At 37.3% G+C, this 23537-nt stretch carries 15 protein-coding genes; 9 read left to right on the forward strand and 6 right to left on the reverse strand.

The window, feature by feature from the left end; genetic code table 11:
- Positions 1–176: 176 nt before the first annotated feature.
- The 5 genes from AAA923_RS11630 to AAA923_RS11650 all read left to right on the forward strand — a co-directional run bounded on the left by AAA923_RS11630 (position 177) and on the right by AAA923_RS11650 (position 10153).
- Positions 177–3128, forward strand: coding sequence for an L-type lectin family protein (locus tag AAA923_RS11630; RefSeq protein ID WP_338217314.1), 2952 nt, complete (start codon positions 177–179; stop codon positions 3126–3128).
- Positions 3129–3276: 148 nt separating this feature from the next.
- The gene (locus tag AAA923_RS11635) at positions 3277–5703 is read left to right on the forward strand and encodes a hypothetical protein (RefSeq protein WP_338217316.1); all 2427 of its coding nucleotides are present in this window, start codon (positions 3277–3279) and stop codon (positions 5701–5703) included.
- A 271-nt stretch (positions 5704–5974) separates the two neighbouring features.
- The gene (locus tag AAA923_RS11640; RefSeq protein WP_338217318.1) at positions 5975–6559 is read left to right on the forward strand and encodes a histidine phosphatase family protein; all 585 of its coding nucleotides are present in this window, start codon (positions 5975–5977) and stop codon (positions 6557–6559) included.
- Between the two features lie 77 nt (positions 6560–6636).
- Entirely contained in the window at positions 6637–7032 is a 396-nt protein-coding gene (locus tag AAA923_RS11645) for a hypothetical protein (protein ID WP_041500442.1), read from the forward strand.
- Positions 7033–7369: 337 nt separating this feature from the next.
- Positions 7370–10153 carry an SLAP domain-containing protein gene (locus tag AAA923_RS11650; protein ID WP_338217320.1) on the forward strand — a complete coding sequence of 928 codons (2784 nt, stop codon included), beginning with the start codon at positions 7370–7372 and terminating at the stop codon, positions 10151–10153.
- A 56-nt stretch (positions 10154–10209) separates the two neighbouring features.
- Here AAA923_RS11650 and AAA923_RS11655 read toward each other — a convergent pair whose 3' ends face one another.
- The 6 genes from AAA923_RS11655 to AAA923_RS11680 all read right to left on the reverse strand — a co-directional run bounded on the left by AAA923_RS11655 (position 10210) and on the right by AAA923_RS11680 (position 15408).
- Positions 10210–10965 (reverse strand): amino acid ABC transporter ATP-binding protein, encoded by a 756-nt coding sequence (locus AAA923_RS11655; protein WP_338217322.1) that lies wholly within the window; start codon positions 10963–10965, stop codon positions 10210–10212.
- On the reverse strand, positions 10965–11660 hold the full coding sequence (locus AAA923_RS11660) for an amino acid ABC transporter permease (protein ID WP_338217323.1): 696 nt from the start codon (positions 11658–11660) through the stop codon (positions 10965–10967). The genes AAA923_RS11655 and AAA923_RS11660 overlap by 1 nt, the downstream gene beginning before the upstream one ends.
- A gap of 31 nt (positions 11661–11691) precedes the next feature.
- Positions 11692–12474: a transporter substrate-binding domain-containing protein gene (locus AAA923_RS11665; RefSeq protein ID WP_338217325.1), complete on the reverse strand. Its 783-nt coding sequence runs from the start codon at positions 12472–12474 to the stop codon at positions 11692–11694.
- A gap of 79 nt (positions 12475–12553) precedes the next feature.
- The gene (gene cysK, locus AAA923_RS11670) at positions 12554–13477 is read right to left on the reverse strand and encodes a cysteine synthase A (RefSeq protein WP_338217327.1); all 924 of its coding nucleotides are present in this window, start codon (positions 13475–13477) and stop codon (positions 12554–12556) included.
- Between the two features lie 13 nt (positions 13478–13490).
- Entirely contained in the window at positions 13491–14285 is a 795-nt protein-coding gene (locus AAA923_RS11675) for a homoserine O-acetyltransferase/O-succinyltransferase family protein (RefSeq protein ID WP_338217329.1), read from the reverse strand.
- Between the two features lie 661 nt (positions 14286–14946).
- Positions 14947–15408, reverse strand: a complete 462-nt coding sequence (locus AAA923_RS11680) for a hypothetical protein (protein WP_338217330.1) — start codon at positions 15406–15408, stop codon at positions 14947–14949.
- 934 nt (positions 15409–16342) lie between these two features.
- Between AAA923_RS11680 and AAA923_RS11685 the strand changes: the two genes are divergently transcribed.
- The 4 genes from AAA923_RS11685 (at position 16343) to brnQ (ending at position 23388) form a co-directional block, all read left to right on the forward strand.
- Positions 16343–17695, forward strand: coding sequence for a hemolysin family protein (locus AAA923_RS11685; RefSeq protein ID WP_338217332.1), 1353 nt, complete (start codon positions 16343–16345; stop codon positions 17693–17695).
- 677 nt (positions 17696–18372) lie between these two features.
- The gene (locus tag AAA923_RS11690) at positions 18373–19950 is read left to right on the forward strand and encodes a peptide chain release factor 3 (protein ID WP_041500457.1); all 1578 of its coding nucleotides are present in this window, start codon (positions 18373–18375) and stop codon (positions 19948–19950) included.
- Between the two features lie 406 nt (positions 19951–20356).
- Positions 20357–21352 carry a glycoside hydrolase family 73 protein gene (locus AAA923_RS11695; RefSeq protein ID WP_338217335.1) on the forward strand — a complete coding sequence of 332 codons (996 nt, stop codon included), beginning with the start codon at positions 20357–20359 and terminating at the stop codon, positions 21350–21352.
- Between the two features lie 707 nt (positions 21353–22059).
- Positions 22060–23388 carry a branched-chain amino acid transport system II carrier protein gene (brnQ, locus tag AAA923_RS11700; RefSeq protein WP_338217336.1) on the forward strand — a complete coding sequence of 443 codons (1329 nt, stop codon included), beginning with the start codon at positions 22060–22062 and terminating at the stop codon, positions 23386–23388.
- The last annotated feature ends 149 nt before the right edge of the window (positions 23389–23537 follow it).

Below are 23537 nucleotides of genomic sequence, written 5' to 3' on the forward strand. Positions count from 1 at the left end.
ATTTGGCGGTCTTTTTTTTATCGGAAATTTTTAAAATATTCTCACAAATTATTTTTAATTATTAAAAATCTGATTTTTTGTTAAAAATAATTTCCAAATTTGAACATGTTTAAACTGATTAACGTGTCATAATAAAACTAGTGAATGTTTAAACACGTTTATTGGGGGTGTTTTTGTTGAGAAAATTGAGTTTATGGATAATTTATTCAATGGTTTTCTTGCTTACCTTAATGGCAACAAATATAACAACAATCAATGCCGGATTTAATGATACTGATATTATGAATGTGTCTCCTTCAGGTATTAATATTGGTAGTTTGGGTCCAACATCTTTGTTCGTACAAGGTCCAGATACACTGCCTTCGACTGTTGAAAAAAACAATGTTATTCAGGTTATCAATAGTGGTAATTCAAATCAGGTTTCTTCAGTATGGAGTAACCGTGACAACGGTGTTGATAATTATTTTGATACTGGAAATAAACAAACGATATCTGCTTGGCTATTTTTAAGTGGGACACAAGCCTATGGTTCTGAAGGTATGGCGTTTGTTTTGCAAAATACTGGTACTTCAGCAATTGCTAAGAATGGTACTAAAATTGCTGGTGGCGAATCCTTTGGTGTTTGGGGTAGTGACTTATCGAGAAAGTCCAGTACCACTGCCATGGCCGCCTCAGCCATTCAGAATAGTTGGGCATTGGAATTTGACGGTGTTCCCAATAAAATAACTTCTGCTCAGGTCAATAGCGGAACAGGTGGTACATTAGGCCAAACACTGGATAGCTATCAACAAGGTACAGATATGTACGGAAATGTTCCAAATAGAGGATTCAGAGATTTTATGTCACATTTAGCATGGGCATATCCTGGTTTGCCAAAGGCTTATTTCAAAATGGGTACAAGTGGTATAAATCCATATTATGAATTGGTACATAATAATGCTTACGAAACCGACTTTGTAACACCTCAAACAGCACAATTGGCTTGGCATCATTTTACAATCACGTATACACCACCAGAAGCTGGTTCGACGGTAGCTAAATTAACTTATAATTTTAATGATAAGACATTGGCCGGATTAAAGCCTTCTGAACATGATATTGATCAGACGCCAATTTCACAGACGATAGATTTGGATTTAAAGTATCTAAATGCTACAACCGGAACACCACTATACTATGGTTTTACGGCTGCTAATAGTACTAATAACAGTGCCACTAATGCGGTAGTTTTTGAGGAATTACCATCAATTGTTGAGGCCGATAGTAACGCTTATGTTGTTGATGAAACCAATAAAACAAAGGTCAGCTCCAGTACTGATGTTATGAAAGATGCTGATAAAACTTTAGCTGAAACGACAACTGTTCATCCTAAAGATAAATTACGTTTTAATTACATGTTAAAGTATCAATCTGGTAAACAAGATATGAAGCCAGTAACTGCAACGGCTAACATACCAGACAATGTTACGGTCGATACCGATAGTAAAGGCAATATCGGGAAAGTTATTTATGCGAACGGGGATTCAGAAGTAATTCCTTCTAATGCTTTAAAGAATGGAGAATTATCATTTCCGACTACAGAAGCATTGAGTTTGACCAATCCATGGGCAGACGTTCAATTAAATACAACTGCTGATGATGTGCCTGATACCCAAAGTGCTTTACAAGTTCCACTTTCTCACGCGACTTTGGAAGGTGAAAATTACAAGACTGACGTGCAGACACCACCATTTATGATTCAAGCTTCCAGAGCAACTTTTACACTTACAAAAACTTCAGCCGATAAAGTTACAACTTCACCAAATTTGCCAGTAGATTTAACTGGTGATATGAAGATTGTTGAAAATGATACCAATAAAAATCAAACGATTGATAATAACGATATTGATTTTTACGTCTCAGTTGATGATGGGGATGCTCAGCTAGTCAAAGATACTAGTGTTAACGGAAAGTTTACCATCCCATTCAGCAGTAAGGATGTTGGAGATCATACGGTTACCATAAGAGCGGTTGATCCTAAATATGTCGGTTCAGATGGCATCGCTGATACGTTGTCTTCTAACACGCTAACTTATAATGTCACAGTTGCTGACAAACAATTAAAAATCAATTCAGATAGTCCCAGCGATTTGACTGCAGTTGGAAATACTGATTTGTCGATTGATGCAACTGACAATTATAACGATAACAGCAGTTTCAAAAATTCTGATATGACTCTTCACACAGTTGTAAATGGAACCGAAACCACATCGAAACTTACTGGTGATGATGCGATTATTAGTGGAAAATTTACAGCTAATGTTCCCGCTAATTTGATTGAAGCGGGTAAGACTAATACAGTTGATATTTATTTAACTGATAGTGCAACACCAGCTTTGAAATCTAACACGTTATCATATAATGTAACTGTACCAGATACAGCGTTGAATTTGACGGCAGATAAGACTGACCTGACAACGTTTGTTAATAAAGATGCTACGTTAAGTGGCAAGATTAGTTATGCCGATAATACTGAATTTAAGAGTTCTGATATGATTTTGCACATCAATGTCGATGGGATCAATCAAGCGAGTGAACAACTTACCGGCGATACCAATGCTGCAACTAACAGTTTTGATAAGATATTTTCTGACTTGTCAGTTAAGACACATACGATTACTTTGTATGTAACTGACACTCATGGAAGAAAATCTAATTCACAAGTGTATACCGTTAAGGTGCTTGATAAAGAGCTGTTTTTGGAAAGTAAAGGCGAGTATGACTTTCAATTTATTCGTGCCAATGATCGAGCTCAAACAATTGATCGACAAGATGATTGGGGCGTTCAAGTTGAAAGTACTAATACCGTTTGGACGTTAACAGCTGAAAGTAGTGCTTTGGTTAACAAGAGTGGTGATACATTCAACGGTGGATTGATTTTTACCGATAAAAATGGTGATACTTCATCATTGCAAAATAATCCTGTTTTGATTGATAAGGATACATCCGTCAGCACAACTCCGGAAACAACCAATGTTTCTGGACTTTGGGCTAAAAATCAGGGAGTCTTATTGCGTGTTAATTCAGGAGTAGTTCCAAGTGGAAAGTACAGTGGAACAATTACTTGGAATTTATCAGATAGTATCTAAAAGAAGGAAGTTCTCAATTTGAGGACTTCCTTTTTTTAACCAATCACTTTACAAATGAAAGCCTTTCCTAAAATGACACAAATATTTGTTTAAACGTGAGATAATATAATAAATATGATTAAACAAATATATGCTGGGGGTGTAACTCTTGAAAAAATTGAGTACGTGGATTATTTCTTCAATTATTCTTTTATTAGCCCTATTTGCAACAAATGTAACGATAATTAAAGCGTCAGGTGGTATTTCAGACGGTGATGGGATGAATGCTGCACCCACCGGCGTTAATATTGGATTCTTGAGTCAGGCTTCTTTATTTACTCAAGGTTCAAGTACAACGATCCCATCAACTGTTAAGAGTGGACATGTCGTCGAAATAATTAATGGTGGAAATCAAAATCAAGTTTCCTCAATTTGGAGTAACCCAACTGATGGAATTGATAATTATTTTGATGCTGGGAAAAAGCAAACACTATCCGCTTGGATTTTTATGGGTGGGTCCAGTTACCATGGATCTGAAGGGTTAGTATTTGTTTTGCAGAATTCTGGTCCTAAAGCTATTGCCATGAATGGAAACAATATTGCCGGCGGAGAATCATTAGGAGTTTGGGGCAGTGACTTAAAGAAGAGAAAAAATAGTTCAGCAATGGCTCTGACAGCCATTCAGAATAGTTGGGCACTGGAGTTTGATGGCGTTCCTACGGGGAGTCAAGACGGTAAGGCCGTCTATGGTAAAACAGTGGTCGCAAATCCCGGAGAAACACTGGATAGTTATCAAAAAGGTGTAAATAATACTCTTTTGGATTTCCAGGGTAATTCGCTCAATAGAGGTTTTAAAGAGATGTGGGGACATTTAGCATGGTCATATCCAGGGGATAAGGATGCTTACTTAAATATTGGTACTTATGATTATGGAAGTTTATTTTCTGACTATGGGCCTATTTATGAATTGGTTCACAATGATATTGATGAAACTGATTTTGTAACGCCTTCGTCAGCCGCCTTGGCATGGCATCATTTGACAGTTACTTATACGCCTCCAGAAGCTGGTTCAACAAATGCAACTCTGAAATATGTTTTTAATGATAAAACTATTGAAGGGCTGGAACCGCCTAGTTCAGACAGAGATCAGGAATTGATTACGCGTGAATTGAAGTTGGATTTATCAAAACTAGGCGCAACTACCGATACAAAACTATACTATGGTTTTGTAGGTGCAAATAGCACTGTACTGAACTCGGCCACAAATGCGGTGGTTTTTGAAGAATTGCCATCACTTGTAGAGGCTGATAAGAATGCTTATGTTGTTGATGAAACTAATAAAACCAAAGTCAGCTCAAGTACCGATGTTATGAAGGATAATGATAAAACTTTAACTGAAACAAAAACAGTTCATCCTAACGATAAATTACGTTTTAACTATATGTTGCAGTATCAATCTGGTAAAAGAGATATGTTACCGGTCACTGCGACAGTTAATGTACCAGATAATGTAACGGTAACGCCTGATAGTTCGGGGAACATTGGACAGGTAACTTATGCCAATGCAAATTCAGAGCCTATTCCAGCTAGTGCTTTAAAAGATACAGAAGTAATAGATAAAAAGACAGGAAAAACTTCAACTGTCAAGATGTTAACATTTACAATTGCAAATTCTTTGAGCCTAACCAATCCGTGGGCAAATATCGAGCTCAATGCGACCGCAGACCCTGTGCCTAACGTCAATACAGCCTTACAAGTACCACTTTCCCATGCAACTTTGGAAGGTGATAATTACAAGACCGATGTGCAGACACCGCCGTTTACGATTCAAGCTGCTCGAGCAACTTTGACACTTACAAAAACTTCAGATGATGTCATTACAACGTCACCTGACCATTCGGTTGATTTAACGGGTACAATGAAAATTGTTGAGAATGATACACCAAATGTTGAACAACCAATTAATAATAGTGATATTAATTTTTATGTATCGGTCGATGGTGGGGATACTCAGTTAGTTAAAGACACCGCCAGTCCAAACGGCCACTTTGCGATTCCATTCAATAGTACCGATGAGAATGAACATATAATTACCGTGTATGCTGTGGATCCAAATTATGTTGGTTCAGATGGAATCCCTGATACACTTGCTTCGGACAAGGTAACGTATATTGTAAAAGTTAAAAAGAACGATTTATCATTGGTAAGTAAAGATGAATATGACTTCCAATTTGTCCGCGCTGATGAAAAAGAAAGAATCATTCCCCGTAAAGATGATTGGGGAGTTGAAGTCAATAGTACCAACACTACTTGGGTATTGACTGCTAATAGTACAGAATTAGTCGATGAAAGTAATAATGTTTTTAATGGTGGCTTAGTATTTACTGATGAATCCGGAAATACTTCTTCAATGCAAGATGGAAAAGTTTTAATTGATGAAGATATGACAGCCAGTCCAACACAAGAAATTACAAAGGTTTCGGATGAGTGGGACAGTGACAAAGGTGTGCTGTTGCACGTTAATTCCGGAGTCGTGCCAAGTGGTAAATATACCGGAACCATTTACTGGAATTTATCAGATAGTATTACGCAGTGAGAGAGTGTGACAAAACATGGTCAGCTTTCAAGCATTAAGGCAAATGTCCCCAGTAATCCGATTTTGGATTGCTGGGGGCATTTGTTTTAAGAAGAAAAAGCTATGTTTGTTGCACGTTTAAGGTGAAAATAGTTACGTCACAGCCCCTTTATTTTCTAAATATTTTTACTTATGCACGTTAAACATAACAAGTGATTAGAAATAAGTATTATACAAGCAATCAATTTTGCCTTATAGTAATGGTGCTAGATAAAAGTAACGAGGTGAAAAAATGGTAAAAACACTTTATTTAATGCGTCATGGAGAGACATTATTTAACCAATTACACTTAATCCAAGGAGCCTGTGATTCTCCATTAACGCAAAAAGGGATTGATTCAGCTAAAACGGCTAGTAAACATTTTAAAGATTTAGGAATTAAATTTGACCATGCATATTCTTCAACTCAAGAACGTGCTTCCGATACTTTGGAATTGGTTACTGATCAACCATATCAACGAATAAAGGGTATAAAGGAATGGAACTTTGGAGTCTTTGAGGCGAAACCGGAGTATCTAAATCCGCCTAATAAACCAGGACAGAACACTTATGGAGATTTCTTTGTCCAATTTCAGGGAGAAGCAGATTATGCTGTTCAAAATCGTATGAATGAGACTCTAACAAATATTATGGAGAATGCAAAAGATAATGAAAACGTGTTGGCAGTCAGCCATAGCGGTGCAATCTATATGTTTTTGTTAAAGTGGATGAAGGTTCAGGATATCTTGGATAAAGTCAGTTTCCATAACTGTGCAGTCGTGAAGATGAGTTACGATGATGGCAAATTTAGTTTTGAGGAAGTTATACAAAATAATTAAATTTTTCCTATAAGTCATAATATTTCTTAAAAATCTTGCTATACTAGAAAGCATGATTTTAATTAAGGGGAATTGTTGTGAATATTTATAATTTAATATCAAATATTCTTCTCTTAGTTGCCTTAATGTTAACTAGCGACGTACGTTTGAGAGAAAGAGATACCAAAGGCATCGTAGCCTATGCGCTGATTGCCTTCGCATTCCTGATCAAGTTAACTCAAGCTTGGTCAACAATGGGATACAATGTGTGGTTGATCTTATTCTTAGTAATCCTCATTCGTACCAACAATTTAGTTCAACAAATGGTAACTGATTTTCGAGAAGAATTAGGTTTTTGGCCTTTTCTTGCAGCAATGCTAGTCGGTTTGGTCGGCTTCAACATGTTGTATGATATGGTCCGTTTATTATTGCCAATGGCAGTCGTTATATTATTGATTTTATTAGTGAGTAATAGAAAATCCAGTCAACGTTAATTCGTGGCTGGATTTTTTTGTATTATAAAAACCGTCTCTAGAGCTGAGAATATTTACCTGCTATGCGGACCGGTCCGAGCCGAAGTGCGGTCTCGAACCTCGATTTTGAGCTTCGCAAAGTACGCGAATCTCAAAATTCGCCCGGTGGTGTAAATGGCTAAAGCCATTTACACCACACCCACAGCGGGTAAATATTTTCAGCTCTTCCGACTAACTGAATTTCTATTGGTAATTTGAAAATAAACGGATATGTTAACCTTACCTATTTATTTATATTTGACGTAAAAAAGGAATCAAAAGAACTATTATGGTGATATAAAGGGGACGGGTGATTGGTATGAGATTTCAACAATTGAAAAAACAATCCAATGTAATTTTAAGAAAGAAATTGTATAAATCAGGAAAAAACTGGATAGTAGCAACTACTCTGGCTTTAGCGGGTGGAATCATTTTAGGAATGCCATCAATGGTTGTTAAGGCTGATGACGTTGATACTAATACTGTTAATACTCAACAAACAGAGAGCGTACAAGGAACAGTTCCAGATGGCTCTGGTACACAAAAAGAGGATGACGGTACTGTTGATCAAAGTGGGAAACCAACTGTTGGTGCTCAAATTCCTAATCTAGGTGGTACTGGAAAAGTTGAAACGACTGATGAAGAAAAGGTGACTCCCACTGCAGTTAAGGTTGGTACTTCTAATACTGATGAAAGCCAAATTCCGAAAGATTCAGAAGAAGTACCTCAAGCAACAAGTGATAATACTGATCAAAGTGATAATCAAATTTCCAATACTCCAAATGAAGTGACAGATTCTAAAGGTAATATTGCCTCAAGTGAGATGTATGGAAAAGCATTCGTAGGTACAGATTCAAGTAGTGGTGAAACAGGAAGTGATTGGTATCTTAATCAAGCTGGAGAATTACATATAGGAGCCGGTACTTGGGCATCGGTTGATTACGAGAGCGTCAATCCGTTTAGAGATAAAAAATATATTGATAAAATTCAAAAGGTCGTTTTTGATGGAAAGGTCGTTGCTGGAACAGAGATTGACCAAGTCTTCTCTGGGATGGAAAATTTAAAAGAGGTTGATAATTTAGTTGATCTAGATACGTCTAAAACACAAAGCTTTGAAGGTATGTTCTGGTATGACACAAGTTTACATAATGTTAATTGGCGAGACTTGAATATGAGCAGTGCTACAGATATTTCATCACTATTTTCTGATAGTGGAATGACTGTGGCAGATTTTAAAGGCTTTACAAGTTCAACAATCAGGAACTATACAAGTATGTTTGCACGTAATAAAAATCTAAAAACTGCTGATATGACGGATATGACCGTTATAAATAATGCTGATCCGAATGACTATAGTGAAATACAAATGTATGGAATTTTTGCCGATAGTAGTTTAGAGAGCGTAAATTTAACCAACGTTAGTTTTTCTAATTCCAATTTGGAAGCAATGTTCAAGGGATGTAGAAATCTGCAATCACTTGATTTATCTTCTTTTGGAAATATTAGTCCCTTATACTTACTCGACTTATTAAATTTTAACGATAATGATTATTACGAAGATAAAGATGTACCGGCTAGTAAGATTAGAAAAATAGTTTTAAATAGTAAAACCGATTATCAAACAGCAGACTTTACATATGATTCAGATAAATATGCTGGTTGGAAAAATGATACAAATCGTGACGATCCAACTGTTTGGCCACTAGTTAAGGACTCCAAACATCCTATAGAGGAGTATTCAGCATTAATCAATCTTTATAATCCTTCGACAGCTGGTACTCATGCTCCAGAAGGTAATACCACATGGGTGGCAGTTGAGAGACCAAAATTGACTTCATATGTTCAATACTTTACCCCTGACCAAAACCAAGATGCGGATAAGCCAATATATACGACTGAACCATTTGAGTCTCATGAAGGCGGATATGTTTATATTAAGTCTATTCCGGGGTATTTTGCTCCTGAACAATCTAAGGTTTTAGTTGATAAAAGTGGACCTATAAATGTAGTTGTTCAAAAAATTTATCCATATAATTTAAAAATAAATATTAGTTACGAAGATAATTCAAGTAAGAACAATGTAACTAATGCCACATTCCCTGCTGGAATTACTAATGTAACAAGTGTAGCTGACTTTCAAAATGAACTAAATAAATTGCCAGATAGTAAAAATGATAGTCTTGATTTGGATAATACAAAGATAGATTTAGGACTTTTTGGTCCAGATAATCAGGTGATAAGTATTTCTGACATTATAAATGATCAAGGCGATGAGGACCTTATAATTCTTCCTGGAGATGAAAAGAATCTAAAAGCTATCATTAATGATGTTATACAATATATGCTTGATCACGGATCCACGCTGGAAGGATTAAAGGATACTAATCCAATAGATTTTGTTGATGCATACTATGACAATTATGTAGCGTCAGCAGTACCACAACCAACTCCAAGTCATAGTAGTGGCAGTAGTTCCAGTTCCACAAATACAACTCCAGAGACAACAACCAACACAATCAAAGATATCAAGCAAACTTCAGCAACCTTTGGCAATCGTCCAAAAGTTCAAGTATATGGAACTGATGGTCAAGTTATTCCTGATATATTCCTAAGTCCTGATTCAGCTTGGTATAATGATGAATCGATGGAATTAAATGGAGTAACATATTATCGAGTAGCGACAGATAAATGGGTCAATGCCAATGATGTTTATGTATACGTTGCTAACAACAGTTATGTACGTGTTTATAAAGATAATTTTGGTCATTTAGTCAATGCTCGTAATGAAAAATCGAATCGTGAATTATCACCAGCAACTGAATGGTATAGTGACAGATATACAGAAATAAATGGTAAGAAATATTATCGTGTTGCAACGAATGAATTTGTTGCAACAAGTGAAGTGTATGAATATGCCTATTCCAATCCCGTAGTTACAACTAAACAGGTAACAAACTTATATGACGAAAAAGGTAATTTACTTTCAAATAAATTACCTGCTGGAAAGTCATATAAAACTGACAGGTTTCAAATGATTGATGGACTAACTTATTATCGGGTTGGTAGCAATCAGTTTGTTAAAGCAGAAGATGTAGACTTTTAATTTAAGTATAAAAAAGTCCCGATTGAATTTGAATTTCAATCAGGACTTTTTGAGGTTTACTTCATTATTTTACTATCATCAAATGTAATGCCGGACAAGAAGTCCTTAATTCTAGTTGTAGGATGATTGAAGAAATCATCTGGTGTGCCATCGAAGAGGATGTCGCCATTCTCAACGAAGACGATTTTATCAGCCACGGAACGAGCAAATTGCATGTTATGTGTCACGATAATCATTGATTGCTTCAACTTGCTGAGTTCTTCCAAAATCAACAAGACTTGAGTTTCTAGCTCAGGATCAAGCGCACTGGTTGGTTCGTCCAACAAGACGTATTCAGGGTTCATTGCTAAAGCCCGACAGATTGAAATGCGTTGTTGTTGACCACCGGATAATTGACTAGGGTAACGGTCGGCATATTCTGTTAAACCAACTTGTGAAAGTAACTTCCGAGCATGGTCTTCAGTTTCTTTCTTGGAAGCTTTCAAAACAGTTTCTGGTGCAGTGGTGATGTTTTGAAGAACGGTCAAGTTAGGGAAGAGGTTCCAATTTTGGAAAACCATACTAGTTTTTTTGCGAACGTCGAAACTTTTCTTTTTTGTGATAGGTTCTGCGTAATCTAAAGTAAGGTCAGAAAAGCTAATCGTGCCGCTTTCGGGTCTAACTAGAAGATCAAGTGAACGTAACAATGTTGATTTACCAGAACCGGAAGGTCCTAGGATAACAGTTGTTTTGCCATCAGGGAAATCAACAGACAAGTTTTTCAAAACTTCCTTGCCATCATATTTTTTAACAATATTCTTTAATGAAATCATTAGGCTTCACTCCCTTTAACATATTTTGAAGTTCTGCGTTCGAGATAATGTTGTAAAAGTGTCAACAATGAGCAGATGACAGCATATAGGAAAGCAGCTAATGAGTACATCAAGAGTGGTTGGAAGTTCTTAGCAGTAATCTGTTGACTGACTTGGAACATTTCCAAAATAGTGATGGAACTGGCCAATGATGTATCTTTAACTAAACCAATAAATGAATTGGATAGTGGTGGTAAAGCGATTCGAACAGCTTGTGGCAGCACAATCTTCATTAAAGTTTGCTTAGTCGTAAAATTCAATGTGAAAGCAGCATCCCATTGATCTTGTGGAACTGACATCAAGGCTGAACGAATTGTTTCTGAAGCATAGGCTCCAGTATTCAAGGAGAAGCCAATTACGGCTGCGATGAATGGTGAAAGTTGAATGCCAGCACTTGGAAGACCAAAGAAGATGATGAACAATTGAACCAGCAGTGGAGTGGAACGGAATAACCAAACATAAAAGTCAGCAATCGCGCGGAGAACTAACCATGGATATTTGATTACTTTGTTTTCACTCGGTTTGATAAATTTAATTAACGCTGTTAATACGGCTAGAATCAAGCCAAAAATGAATGAAATGATTGCCAGTGGAATGGTAAACTGCAACATTGCAGAAATCATTTCTGGTAATGACGTAATGATAATGTGCCACATGAAGTTTAAACCCCCTCAATTAGTTTAAAAATTATTTTTTAGTAATATCTTCACCGAAGTACTTAACTGAAAGCTTCTTCATTGTACCGTCTTTGTAAAGTTCTTTGATAGCTTTGTTTACACGGCCACGTAGGTGAGTTGATTTCTTGTTGTAAATTGGAGCAATTTTTGAAGCAGCTAATTTGTTATCAGGAATAGTGATGTATTTCAAATCAGTACTCTTGTGACTTTCTTTCCAGTATAAGAAAGCTTCCTTAGAGTTGATAGCACCAGCAACACGTCCTTGGTCGATCATTGACATGTCAGTTTGGAAATCAGCAGCTGGAACTACTTTAGCACCGAACTTTTCAGCATGGTTGTAGTTGTCAGTACCAGTACCGGCAGAAATTTTCTTACCTTTAATATCGTCAACTGAGTTGATACCTGTACCATCTTTAGTGATGATAACTGATTTTGAGTAAATGTAAGGTGTTGAGAAGATGTAGTGTTTCTCACGAGCTGGGTTGATTGCAACGTTGTTCAAAACAACATCAAATGTGTTTGAGTTCAAACCGGCAATTAGTGAATCCCATTTTGTTGGAACAAACTTAGCCTTTAAATCAAGTTTCTTAGCAACAGCCTTGCCAAGATCAACTTCGAATCCTTTGAGTTGACCATTGTCACGGTATGAATAAGGAGCGTAAGTTCCTTCTAGTCCAATGGTTAATGTGCCAGCTGTTTTTGTATCACTAGCAGCCTTGTTACTTGAGCAGCCTGTTAGTACCAATACTAAGGCCACAATTGTAGTTAAAATTAAAGCGAGTCGCTTTTTCATTATAATAAATCCCCCTGTATAAAAAATCATCACTGTCTATTTTCGCATAAAATAAGTTTGGTTAAAAAGAATATGTCTCCTAAAACTTAAATAAATCGGTTGAAAGATATCTTTCACCATTATCTGGTGCAACGGTTACGACAGACTTACCTTTGCCAAGTTTCTTAGCAATCTCAATCGCACCAAAGATGTTAGCGCCTGCAGAAATACCTGGTAAAAAGCCTTCCTTGTGACTAACTGCTTGTGCCATGTTGATTGCTTGATCACTCGTAACTTCTATAATATCTGAATAAGCTTGTTTGTCTAGCGTATCTGGAATGAAACCGGCACTAATTCCTTGAATTTTGTGAGCTCCAGTCTTTCCTTCCTTTAATAGAGGAGATTCTGCAGCTTCCAAAGCATAAACTTTCACATCTGGATAAGCCTTAGTTAATGCGTGGCTGACACCAGAAAGAGTACCACCAGTACCAACACCAGCTACGAAAGCATCAACGTTAGTATCGCCAAAGGCATCAACAATTTCTTTACCAGTAGTAGCTTCATGGATAGCAGGGTTAGCTGGATTTTGGAATTGCATTGGCATGAAGTAACCATTTTCCTTGGCTAAATCAGTTGCTTTTTGAATGGCAGCCTTCATACCGCCTTTAGCAGGTGTCAAAATTAATTCTGTACCATAACCTTGCATTAATTTACGACGCTCGATACTCATTGTTTCAGGCATGGTGATAATCAAATGATAACCTTTAGCAGCGGCAACGAGTGAAAGTCCGATACCAGTGTTACCAGATGTTGGTTCAACTAATGTGTCGCCAGGCTTAATCTTGCCAGCTTTTTCAGCAGCTTCAATCATTGAAAGAGCAATACGATCCTTGATAGAACTGCCGGGATTGAAGAACTCAAGCTTAACGTAAACGTCAGCGGCATCTTCTGGAACGACGTTGTTCAATTTAACGATAGGTGTGTTGCCAATCAATTCTGTAATATTTTGTGCAATTTTTGTCATAATAAATCTCTCCTTAGCATGTAGTTAATTTATGTGCGTTAACGGTTTTTAACCAGTTATTGTAAAATTGTAATTGTGTTTCTTGCCAAGCAAAAGTTGGCTGATGGTCGAGTGGGGAATAATAGTTGATAGCGGGCAATGGATTCAATACTTTAGGACTTTTGAGTTCACGGTGATATTCATTGTCCAAACTGTCACGTTGATATTCTAAATGTGAAAAAAGAAATATTTGATGTTTCTCAGTTGATTCAACTAATGTCAACAGACCATTTTCACTGACAACTGAAATTTGTAAACTTGGTTCATTATTCAACTGTTCATGACTCATCTCAGCGTAACGAGCGTGAGGTGATGGAAAATTGTCAGAAATATTTTCTAACAAAGGTGAATCAGTTAAGATTTGATTTTGAAAGATACCGAATGCCTTGTGTGGCAGAATTTTTTTGTCAATGTCATATAAACGATTAAGGGCAGCCATGGCGCCCCAACAGACATAGAGCTGGGGGATGTTTAATTGGTCGAGTAAGTCGATCAACTCATTGATTTCATCAAAGTATGAAACTTGAGGAAAATCTAATTTTTCAACGGGACTTCCCGTAATAATAAAGCCATCCAGATCAGGTATCTCATTTAAATCTAATGGTGACATGTTTGAAACAATGGATTTATCAAGTTTTCTATCGACATAACGAGTAGCGGAGTAGTAAAATTTCAATTCCACTTGGTCGCCTAAGACAGTTTGAAAATTGTTCATCGTTTCGATTTTGTTCTGCATTAAATTAAGAATTCCAATTTTGATATGTTCCACAAGTAACTCCCTTCTAAGTAGTGTTGTTATGCCGTTTCCAGAGCTGAGCGTATTCATTCTGCTGCGCGGTACGGTTCGAGCCGAAGTGCGGTCTCGAACCTCGGTTGAAGCCTTTCCACAGACCGGAAAGTCTCCAACTCGCCCGTTGGTGTAAGAGCTAAAGCTCTAACGCCACTTTCGTAGCAGATGAATACGCTCAGCTCTTCCAACTAGTTTATTTTTGTTTAAATTACTAACTTATTATCATGCATTATCTAATCAATACTTCTTTGCTCATGTGAAGAAGTATAGTTTTTTAACCTTGAAAGAAAAATTACTACTTGAGTAAGGTAGTATACGTTGCAAGCATGGTGAAATTTACTTTGCTTGGAGAAGAACGCTTGATAATAAATGGTTGGATTGAAAACTGGCATATTTAAGTAGCTAAGAACACAAAAAAGCGGGGCTGACTAATGTCAACTCCGCTTGATAGTTTTTAGTTTTCACTACTTGATTATCAATTGAGTGGTATTAGGCATGTTGAAAAAGTATAGTAATGTTCATTCATTACTACACAACAACATGATTCAACTGATGATGTTTGGTTAAATTTCAACATGTCCGATTCCTCCTGCAATTAAGTTGTTTCAAACTTACAATGATTAATTAAATAAGTCAAGTTTTATTTTTTCTTCTCTGTGTAAATCGAGAGTGATTCAAATTCGAGGTATGATGCCAAAGTCAGTGATATTACTAGGATTAGTACTAACCAACCCAAAGTTCTACCAAGAATAATTGTTAGTGGCATAAATTTAGCTACTAAGTAAATGCTGGCAATGGAAAAGAAGAAATCAACGATCAAATTAGCACCGATGACAAATTTACTTCTTTCCAAAATAAAGAAATTAAGCAATTCTTTTAGCAATTTACGTGTTGAACTGCGATACATAATCAACACGGGACGTTGGGCAATAACCTTTACCGCAAACATACCAAAGGCTCCAACAATACCACCAACCACGATTCTCCATGTCAAAGCGTGCAGAACCAAAGAGTTGTATGAAACTCCGATGATTGAGAGACAGAGAACGTAAGGGATGATGAAGAAAAACAGGTAGATCACAGCAATTTTTTTGTTAGACATTTTAAGATACTCCCTATATACTGATAGGTCTATTCTATCATTAATGTGGGTTAGATTCGAAACATTATATATTGTTGTGCCGCCTCCGGGTGACAGAGATATGAGCCTGCTGTGAGACCGGTGCGAGCCAAGGTCTCGCACCTCGATTTTGAACTTCGAGAAAACCACTCGAATTTCAAAATACGTCTGTGGAGTAAGAGCTAAAGCTCTAACTCCACTTTCACTGCGGTCTCAATCTCTGTCACCCGGAGGCTAGTGGGTTGGTGGGGAATTTATTTTTTGTTTACTATGTAGAGTTTGATATTTTATCGTAGTTTAGAATTAGGTAGGATGAATCAGTATGAAAAATTGTAAATAATATGAAAGTAAATAAGTACAATGATGTTTTCATGAAGCTTAATGAAAATACTTCTTGCTATTTTTTGAATCAAATAGAGCTAATATTGAGATTAATATTTTATATATTGCAGGTTACCTTCTATATAAAATATTAAAGGAATACATTGAAGCATAAGAAAGAGTCGGAAGAGATGAGATTAGTCACCCGCTGTGGGTGTGGCGTTAGAGCTTTAGCTCTTACACCACCGGGCGAGTTTGGAGACTTACCGAACTTTGGTAAGGCTTCAAACCGAGGTCCGAGACCGCTCTTCGGCTCGGGCCGTTCCGCATAGCAGGTGACTAATCTCATCTCTGGAGCGGTAAATAAAAATCCAACCTTTATTGTTGAATGTTTGAACACCTGTTATAATTGTTTTGTTTATACTTAACTTAAGAATTGCCAGTTTTGAAGTTATTGTGGTAAAGATAACTGAATTTGAGGTAACGAGTATTTCCACGTGCAATGAATTAATTTCAGTGTAGGTGGAAATACTTGTTTCTGGAGGCAACAAAGGTGAAGTATTTAAGTTTACATATGAAAGAGAGTGCGAGTTAAATGAGTGGTGACTCTTCTGGAGCGTCGCTTTCCGGGCAGCTGATTTTAATAATTGTTTTGACAATATTAAATGCTTTTTTTGCAGCAGGCGAGATGGCGATTGTTTCTGTTAATAAGACGTCCGTTGAGGAAAAGGCTAAGAATAGCCGCGGAGCTAAGAAAATTCTCCAAATGATCAATGAACCCAACAAATTTCTGTCGACGATTCAAGTGGCAATTACTTTAGCAGGATTTTTATCATCTGCCAGTGCCGCTACGACATTGAGTGTTTGGATGGAAGGTTTGATTGGAGATTTTCCTGGTAGCCGGGAAGTTTCAATAGTAATCATAACGGTGATTTTATCGTTCATTACTTTAGTTTTAGGGGAATTGTATCCGAAGAGGATAGCGTTACAACGCCCGTATGAAGTGGCAAGTTTCACACAACCAATAATTAGTTTATTCGGTTGGATCTTGAAACCATTTGTTTGGTTGCTAGATTCGACTATTAATCTTTTAATGAAAATCACACCGATTGATTTCAGTAAAAAAGATGAACCGATTACTAGAAATGAAATGATTGCAACGCTGAAAAAGTCTCGTAATACTGGGACAATCAATTCTGATGAGTATCAAATGTTACAAGGAATTATCCGTTTTGGTGACAAGACTGCTCGAGAAATAATGGTTCCAAGAACTGATACATTCATGTTGGATATCAATGATTCAGTCGATGAAAATATTGATGCCATTTTGAATCAGCCATATTCAAGAATTCCAGTTTATGGTGGCGACAAAGATAACGTTATTGGTATTATCCATATAAAGGATTTATTAAAACGTTCCCGTGAAGTCGGTTTTGACAACATTAATTTGAAGTCAATTATGAAAGATCCATTGTTTGTACCTGAAGCCACGAACATTGATAGTTTGCTCTTGAAAATGCGTAGCACCCAGACACAAATTGCCATGGTCGTTGATGAGTATGGTGGTATCGTTGGACTAGCAACAATTGAAGATATCCTAGAAGAAATTGTTGGTGAAATCGATGATGAATATGATCCAGTAACGAAGAATTTCCAAAGATTAGGAGCTAACAAATTCTCAGTTGTCGGATTAATGACAATTGAAGATTTCGATGAACTCTTTGAAGAAGATATTCACGTTGAAGATGTGGATACGATTGCTGGATATTTAATTATGAATCTTGGAGAAATCCCAGATGCTAAACATCCTCAATCATTCGAATTAAGCGATGGAACAGTAATTACATCAGGCGAGTTGAATGGTTCGAGAATTGAAAATGTTATCGTGACAGTTCCTGATGCTAAACTTAAGAACGTTACTACTAACATGTATAAGGAGAAATACTAACAGTATTTCTTTTTTTTATGAGGCGGGGCCGCCGGAGGTGGCGAGTGATGGAGCCCGCTATGCGACCGGCGTGAGCCAAGGTCTCACGCCTCGATTTTGAACTTCGAGAAAATCTCTCGAATTTCAAAATACGTCGGTGTTGTAATGGCTAAAGCCATAACAACACTTGCACAGCAGGTCTCCATCACTCACCACCTCCGACTAATTTATTTATCTGCTGCAGTGGATTATAAATATTAGTAACCTCTAAAAATGATTTCTATAATATAATAGGTAAATGTGATACTCATTAAGATTAATTCTTAATTATCTATTCAATTCAATAAATACATTTAAAACAAGGATATGTCCAAAACATGAGTTAAATTAGTCACATCGGTCGCACGCAAGGAGTTTTTGACTGATGTGTATAATTAGTAAGAAACAGAAAAACTAGCCGGAAGGAGCCAGAAATTAAGCCAGCAGTGCAGGTGGCGTTATGGCTTTAGCCATTACACCACAGGACGATTTTTGAGATTCGCGTACCTTGCGAAGCTCAAAATCGAGGTTCGAGACCGTACTATGGCTCGAACCGGTCCGCACAGCAGGCTTAATTTTCTGGCTCCTGGAGGCGGCATATCCCAATAATCCTTGAAATTTTAACAACCAACAAAAGGAAGGAACTCCAATAAATTAATATGGATCAAAAACAATTAGAACAAGAAGTTAACAAACGAAGAACCTTTGCCATCATCTCTCACCCGGATGCCGGTAAAACAACAATCACAGAACAAATGCTCTACTTCGGTGGGGTAATTCGTTCTGCTGGTACTGTTAAAGCTAAGAAGTCTGGTCAATTTGCTACTAGTGACTGGATGGAAATTGAAAAGAAACGTGGTATTTCTGTTACCAGTTCTGTAATGCAATTCCACTATCGTGACAAGGATATCAACATTTTGGATACCCCAGGACACGAAGATTTCTCTGAAGATACTTACCGTACTTTGATGGCTGTTGATGCGGCTGTCATGGTTATTGATTCTGCTAAAGGTATCGAACCACAAACTAAGAAATTATTTAAAGTTGTTAAAAAACGTGGTATTCCTATTTTCACATTCATGAACAAGTTGGACCGTGATGGTCGTGATCCTTTGGACTTGATTGCTGAACTTGAGGACTTACTTAATATCGAAGGTTGTGCCATGAACTGGCCTATCGGTATGGGTAAGGAATTAAAGGGTCTCTATGACATCAGCAATAACCGTTTGGAACTTTATCGTAAAGATGGCGATGACCGTTTCTTGCCATTAAACGATGAAGGCCAATTGGCTGAACACAATCCAATCGAAGAAGAGGGTGTTTACGAACAAGCTCTTGGTGAAGTTGATTTGATCAAAGAAGCTGGTAACAAGTTTGACTTGGCAAAAGTTCAAGCTGGTAACCAAACTCCAGTTTTCTTCGGTTCAGCTTTGACAAACTTTGGTGTGGAAACATTCTTGAACACATTCTTGGATATGGCTCCGGCACCTGCTGAACATACTGAAAAAGACAGTGATGAAGTTGTTAAACCAGATGATCCTGAATTTTCAGCATTCGTCTTTAAGATTCAAGCTAATATGAACCCTAATCACCGTGATAGAATTGCTTTCGTCAGAATTTGTTCTGGTGAATTCGTTCGAGGCATGGACGTTACCTTGCAAAGAACTGGTAAAGTCATGCGTTTGAACAATGCGACTGAATTCATGTCTGACCAAAGAGAAACAGTTAAAACTGCCGTTGCTGGTGATATCGTTGGTTTGTATGATACAGGTAATTTCCAAATTGGCGATACGATTTATGAAGGTAAAAAGTCAGTTCAATTTGAAGATTTGCCACAATTTACACCTGAAATGTTTATGGAAGTTCAAGCTAAGAACGTTATGAAGCAAAAATCATTCCATAAAGGTATGCAACAACTTGTTCAAGAAGGTGCTGTACAACTATACAAGAAGTACACAACTAACGACTATATCTTAGGTGCCGTTGGTCAACTTCAATTTGAAGTTTTCCAATTTAGAATGAAGAACGAATATAACTGTGATGTTGTTATGAAGCCAATCGGTTCCAGAATTGCCCGTTGGGTCGACCCTGAACAATTGGATCAATCAATGTCTTCAACTAGAAATATGTTAGTGAAAGATTTGGATGACAAACCATTATTCTTATTTGAAAATAGATTTGCGGAAAACTGGTTTGCTAACAAATATCCAGATGTTAAGTTAACTTCAAAATTATAGGAAATCGCTGAATGGCGGTTTTTTTTATTGTAAAATTTTAGTGGTAGTGTAAAAACTCACAAAATAAAAGGAGGCGACAAATACGTTCAATAAGGCCTAGATGGCGTGCTATAAGGGGATTCTTCTCAAATAATATAACAATATAATTCTAACTACCGATTATTTTATTTGCTTACATTGAAATATTTTTGTAATTATTGCTGGAAAATTGGCTAATTCTCGCTAAATTTTCGTAACTCACTATAAGAAATCTTTAGATTCTTAAGGAATTCTTAATGTCAAGTGGCAAAAAATTACAATTTATTTTCGAATGTTTAATTCTTGTTACAAAATCCAGGTTTTGTTGAAACTACTTTTTTTAAATAGTAGTCTATAACTAGATTATTTATTAAGGGGAAACCATTCTATGTCTAAAAAAAATCTACTAACTAGTGCATTAGTACTTGGCACATTAGCTGCAACTGCGACACCTTCAATCGTGTCAGCTGCAACAACAGATACTGCAGACTCTTCAGCAGCACAAACAAGTACCGAACAAGTAAATAATAAATCACAAGATAATAGTTCAAATGTCATTGCCGGTTCAGCTAAAAAAGCAGATACAACAGTCGCTACTTCAGCTACTGTTCAAGCTGCCAGTGAATCACTTAATAACGCACTAAATACTACAGCAGTTATCCAAGCTGCTACAGGTGCAACAACTGCACAACAACAAGCATTCTTGAGTTCAGCTGTACCAATGGCTCAAAAGGCTGCATCACAATACGGCCTTTATACTTCAGTTATGTTGGCACAAGCTATCCTTGAAAGTGGCTGGGGTACTTCAACTTTGGCTACACAAGGTCATAACTTATTTGGTATTAAGGGTGACTATAATGGCGCCTATGTAACAATGCCAACTTCTGAATGGAGTGCAGCACAAGGTTGGTATACAATTAACGCCAACTTCAGAAAGTACCCAAGTTACTATGAATCATTCGCTGACAACGGAAACAAGTTGCGCAACGGTGTTGCATGGAACTCAAGTTATTACAGTGGTACATGGAAAGAAAATACTAAGTCATATAAGGATGCTACTGCCTGGTTACAAGGTAGATATGCTACAGCACCTAACTATGCTTCATCATTGAACAACTTGATCCAAACATACAACTTGACTCAATATGATGGTAACGCTGAAACAAATGGTAGTGCTCAAAGCAGTGTTATTACTGTTAACAACGCCAACGGAAACTTCGTAAAGCTTTTCGCATTTGGTAGCGATGGCACACCAACAGTTGTCACAAACCGTGGTTTAGCAAACAAGACACCTTGGTATACTGATCAAACAAAGACATACAACGGTCACACATATTACCGTGTTGCTACAAACGAATGGGTTGAAGATACATACAAAGCCTAAATATATTTCTGGCAATACTGAGACATTCTCTTCTGGAGTATGTCTTTTTTTATATGTAATGCCGCCGGAGGGGACGAGTGATGAAGACCGCTATGCGACCAGTGCGAGCCAAGGTCTCGCGCCTCGATTCTGAACTTCGAGAAAACCACTCGAATTTCAGAATACGTCGGTGTTGTAATGGCTAAAGCCATAACGACACTTGCACAGCAGGTCTTCATCACTCGTCCCCTCCGGCTAGGGTCTTAATCGATTGGTTGGTATTGGATATATTTAATGATATTACGATTGATTTTAGGGTTTGGCTGATATTGTGGACATTTCGGTTAGTATTTAAACGTATCTGTGGATAAGTTCTGAATATTTAGCAGTCAGAAAATCCAAATGAAGAATCAGATATATCAATAATAAGTGAATAACTGTGTATTAAAATAACCTAGCCTCAGGTCGTCAGTAATGCAGACCGCTGTGAAGGTGGAGTTAGCGCTTCAGCGCTTACTCCACAGGACGACTTTTGAGACTTGCCGGTCTTGCAAGGCTCAAAAGCGAGGCTCGAGACCGCACTTCGGCTCGAACCGGTCCTCATAGCGGGACTGCATTACTGACTACCTGAGGCGGCACTTAAGGTTATATTTTAATAAAACAGTTGTCCTAACGGCCAGACTCGCTTATTATATTTAGATGGACTTTTATGTAAGAGAGTGAAATTAATGAATGAAAAATTAACTTGGAGAAATCTATTTTTTATCGGATCTATGCTATTCGGTTTGTTCTTTGGCGCAGGGAACTTAATTTTCCCTGTTTTCCTAGGGCAACAGGCTGGTAGTAATGTTATTTACGCTATTATTGGATTGTTGATAACTGGTGTCGGACTGCCTTTGCTTGGAGTTGCAAGTATGGGTATGACTGGCAGTAACAGTGTTTTTGATCTGGCAGGCAAGGTGAATCGGCCGTTTGCTTACATTTTTACAATTCTGTTGTATTTGACCATGGGACCATTATTTGCGATTCCACGGTTGGCAACGATATCTTTTCAACTGGGATTAGCACCGTTTGTGGACAAGTCAAAACAGGGTGTCAGTTTGCTGATATTCTCAGCTGTCTTTTTCATTGTTACATTGTGGTTAGCTAGAAAGCCAAGTAAACTGATGGTCTATGTTGGTAAATGGTTGACACCGATATTTCTAGTTTTATTGGGGATATTGGTTGTAACCGCGGTTATTAAACCTATGGGTGGCTTGAATGCCATTCCTCAAGGACAATACGCCAAGAGTCCGGTTTTAGCTGGATTTACTGAAGGTTATAATACGATGGATGCGTTGGCGTCATTGGCATTTGGAGTGGTCGTCATTGATACGATTAAGTCATTGGGTGTAACGCATCCAGGTCAAATTGCCAAAGATACCATTCGTTCAGGGTTTATTTGCGTAATTTTAATGGGAATCATTTATGCTTTCTTAGCATTGATTGGAACGATGAGCGTAAATAAATTGCCTTTAGCGACTAATGGTGGAGTTACTTTAGCACAAGTTTTCAACTACTATTTCGGATCATTCGGGAGCATTTTGTTGGCATTGATTGCGATTATCGCTTGCTTGAAAACTTCCATTGGTTTGACTTCATCTGTTGGTGAAACTGCTAAAGAAATGTTTCCCAAATTTAACTATCAAGTCGTCTTGATTGTAGCCGGGATAGTGTCATTCTTAGTGGCCAATATCGGATTGACACGTCTGATAAATTATTCGACACCAGTTTTGATGTTCCTTTATCCGTTGGCAATGGTTTTGATTATCGTTGCTGTTTTGACACCAGTATTAGGTGATTCAAAGTGGATTTTCGGAATTACAACGTTATTCACAATTATTCCAGCATTGTTTGCCGGAATCGAAGCATTGCCGAAAGCTTTACAAGCCAATGGATTTGTCCATCAGATTTTAGTTTGGAATGGTTACTTGCCATTGGCTGAAATGAGTCTTGGTTGGGTGGTTCCTGCTTTAATTGGCTTAATTGTTGGTTATATAGTTAGTCGAGTTTATTGAAATAGAAATTTAGAGACTGAATAAAAGGTTCTTTGTCAAATCGTATTGATGAATGATTTTGAGCCTAAAGCACCTCTTAATTGAGGTGCTTTTTCTATGCACAAATCAGTCTTATTCTTTTAAGCAAGTGGTCAAGATTTCTGAACCCA

The sequence above is a fragment of the Companilactobacillus muriivasis genome, from assembly GCF_036246245.1.
GTDB classification, from domain to species: Bacteria; Bacillota; Bacilli; order Lactobacillales; family Lactobacillaceae; genus Companilactobacillus; species Companilactobacillus muriivasis.

What these genes read in the sequence shown, in the direction of transcription:
- AAA923_RS11690 (WP_041500457.1), top strand. Translation starts at nt 18,373, where the DNA reads ATGGATCAAAAACAATTAGAACAAGAAGTTAACAAACGAAGAACCTTT.
- AAA923_RS11695 (WP_338217335.1), top strand. Translation starts at nt 20,357, where the DNA reads ATGTCTAAAAAAAATCTACTAACTAGTGCATTAGTACTTGGCACATTA.
- AAA923_RS11680 (WP_338217330.1), bottom strand. Translation starts at nt 15,408, where the DNA reads ATGTCTAACAAAAAAATTGCTGTGATCTACCTGTTTTTCTTCATCATC.
- AAA923_RS11660 (WP_338217323.1), bottom strand. Translation starts at nt 11,660, where the DNA reads ATGTGGCACATTATCATTACGTCATTACCAGAAATGATTTCTGCAATG.
- AAA923_RS11640 (WP_338217318.1), top strand. Translation starts at nt 5,975, where the DNA reads ATGGTAAAAACACTTTATTTAATGCGTCATGGAGAGACATTATTTAAC.
- AAA923_RS11655 (WP_338217322.1), bottom strand. Translation starts at nt 10,965, where the DNA reads ATGATTTCATTAAAGAATATTGTTAAAAAATATGATGGCAAGGAAGTT.
- cysK (WP_338217327.1), bottom strand. Translation starts at nt 13,477, where the DNA reads ATGACAAAAATTGCACAAAATATTACAGAATTGATTGGCAACACACCT.
- AAA923_RS11665 (WP_338217325.1), bottom strand. Translation starts at nt 12,474, where the DNA reads ATGAAAAAGCGACTCGCTTTAATTTTAACTACAATTGTGGCCTTAGTA.
- AAA923_RS11685 (WP_338217332.1), top strand. Translation starts at nt 16,343, where the DNA reads ATGAGTGGTGACTCTTCTGGAGCGTCGCTTTCCGGGCAGCTGATTTTA.
- brnQ (WP_338217336.1), top strand. Translation starts at nt 22,060, where the DNA reads ATGAATGAAAAATTAACTTGGAGAAATCTATTTTTTATCGGATCTATG.
- AAA923_RS11650 (WP_338217320.1), top strand. Translation starts at nt 7,370, where the DNA reads ATGAGATTTCAACAATTGAAAAAACAATCCAATGTAATTTTAAGAAAG.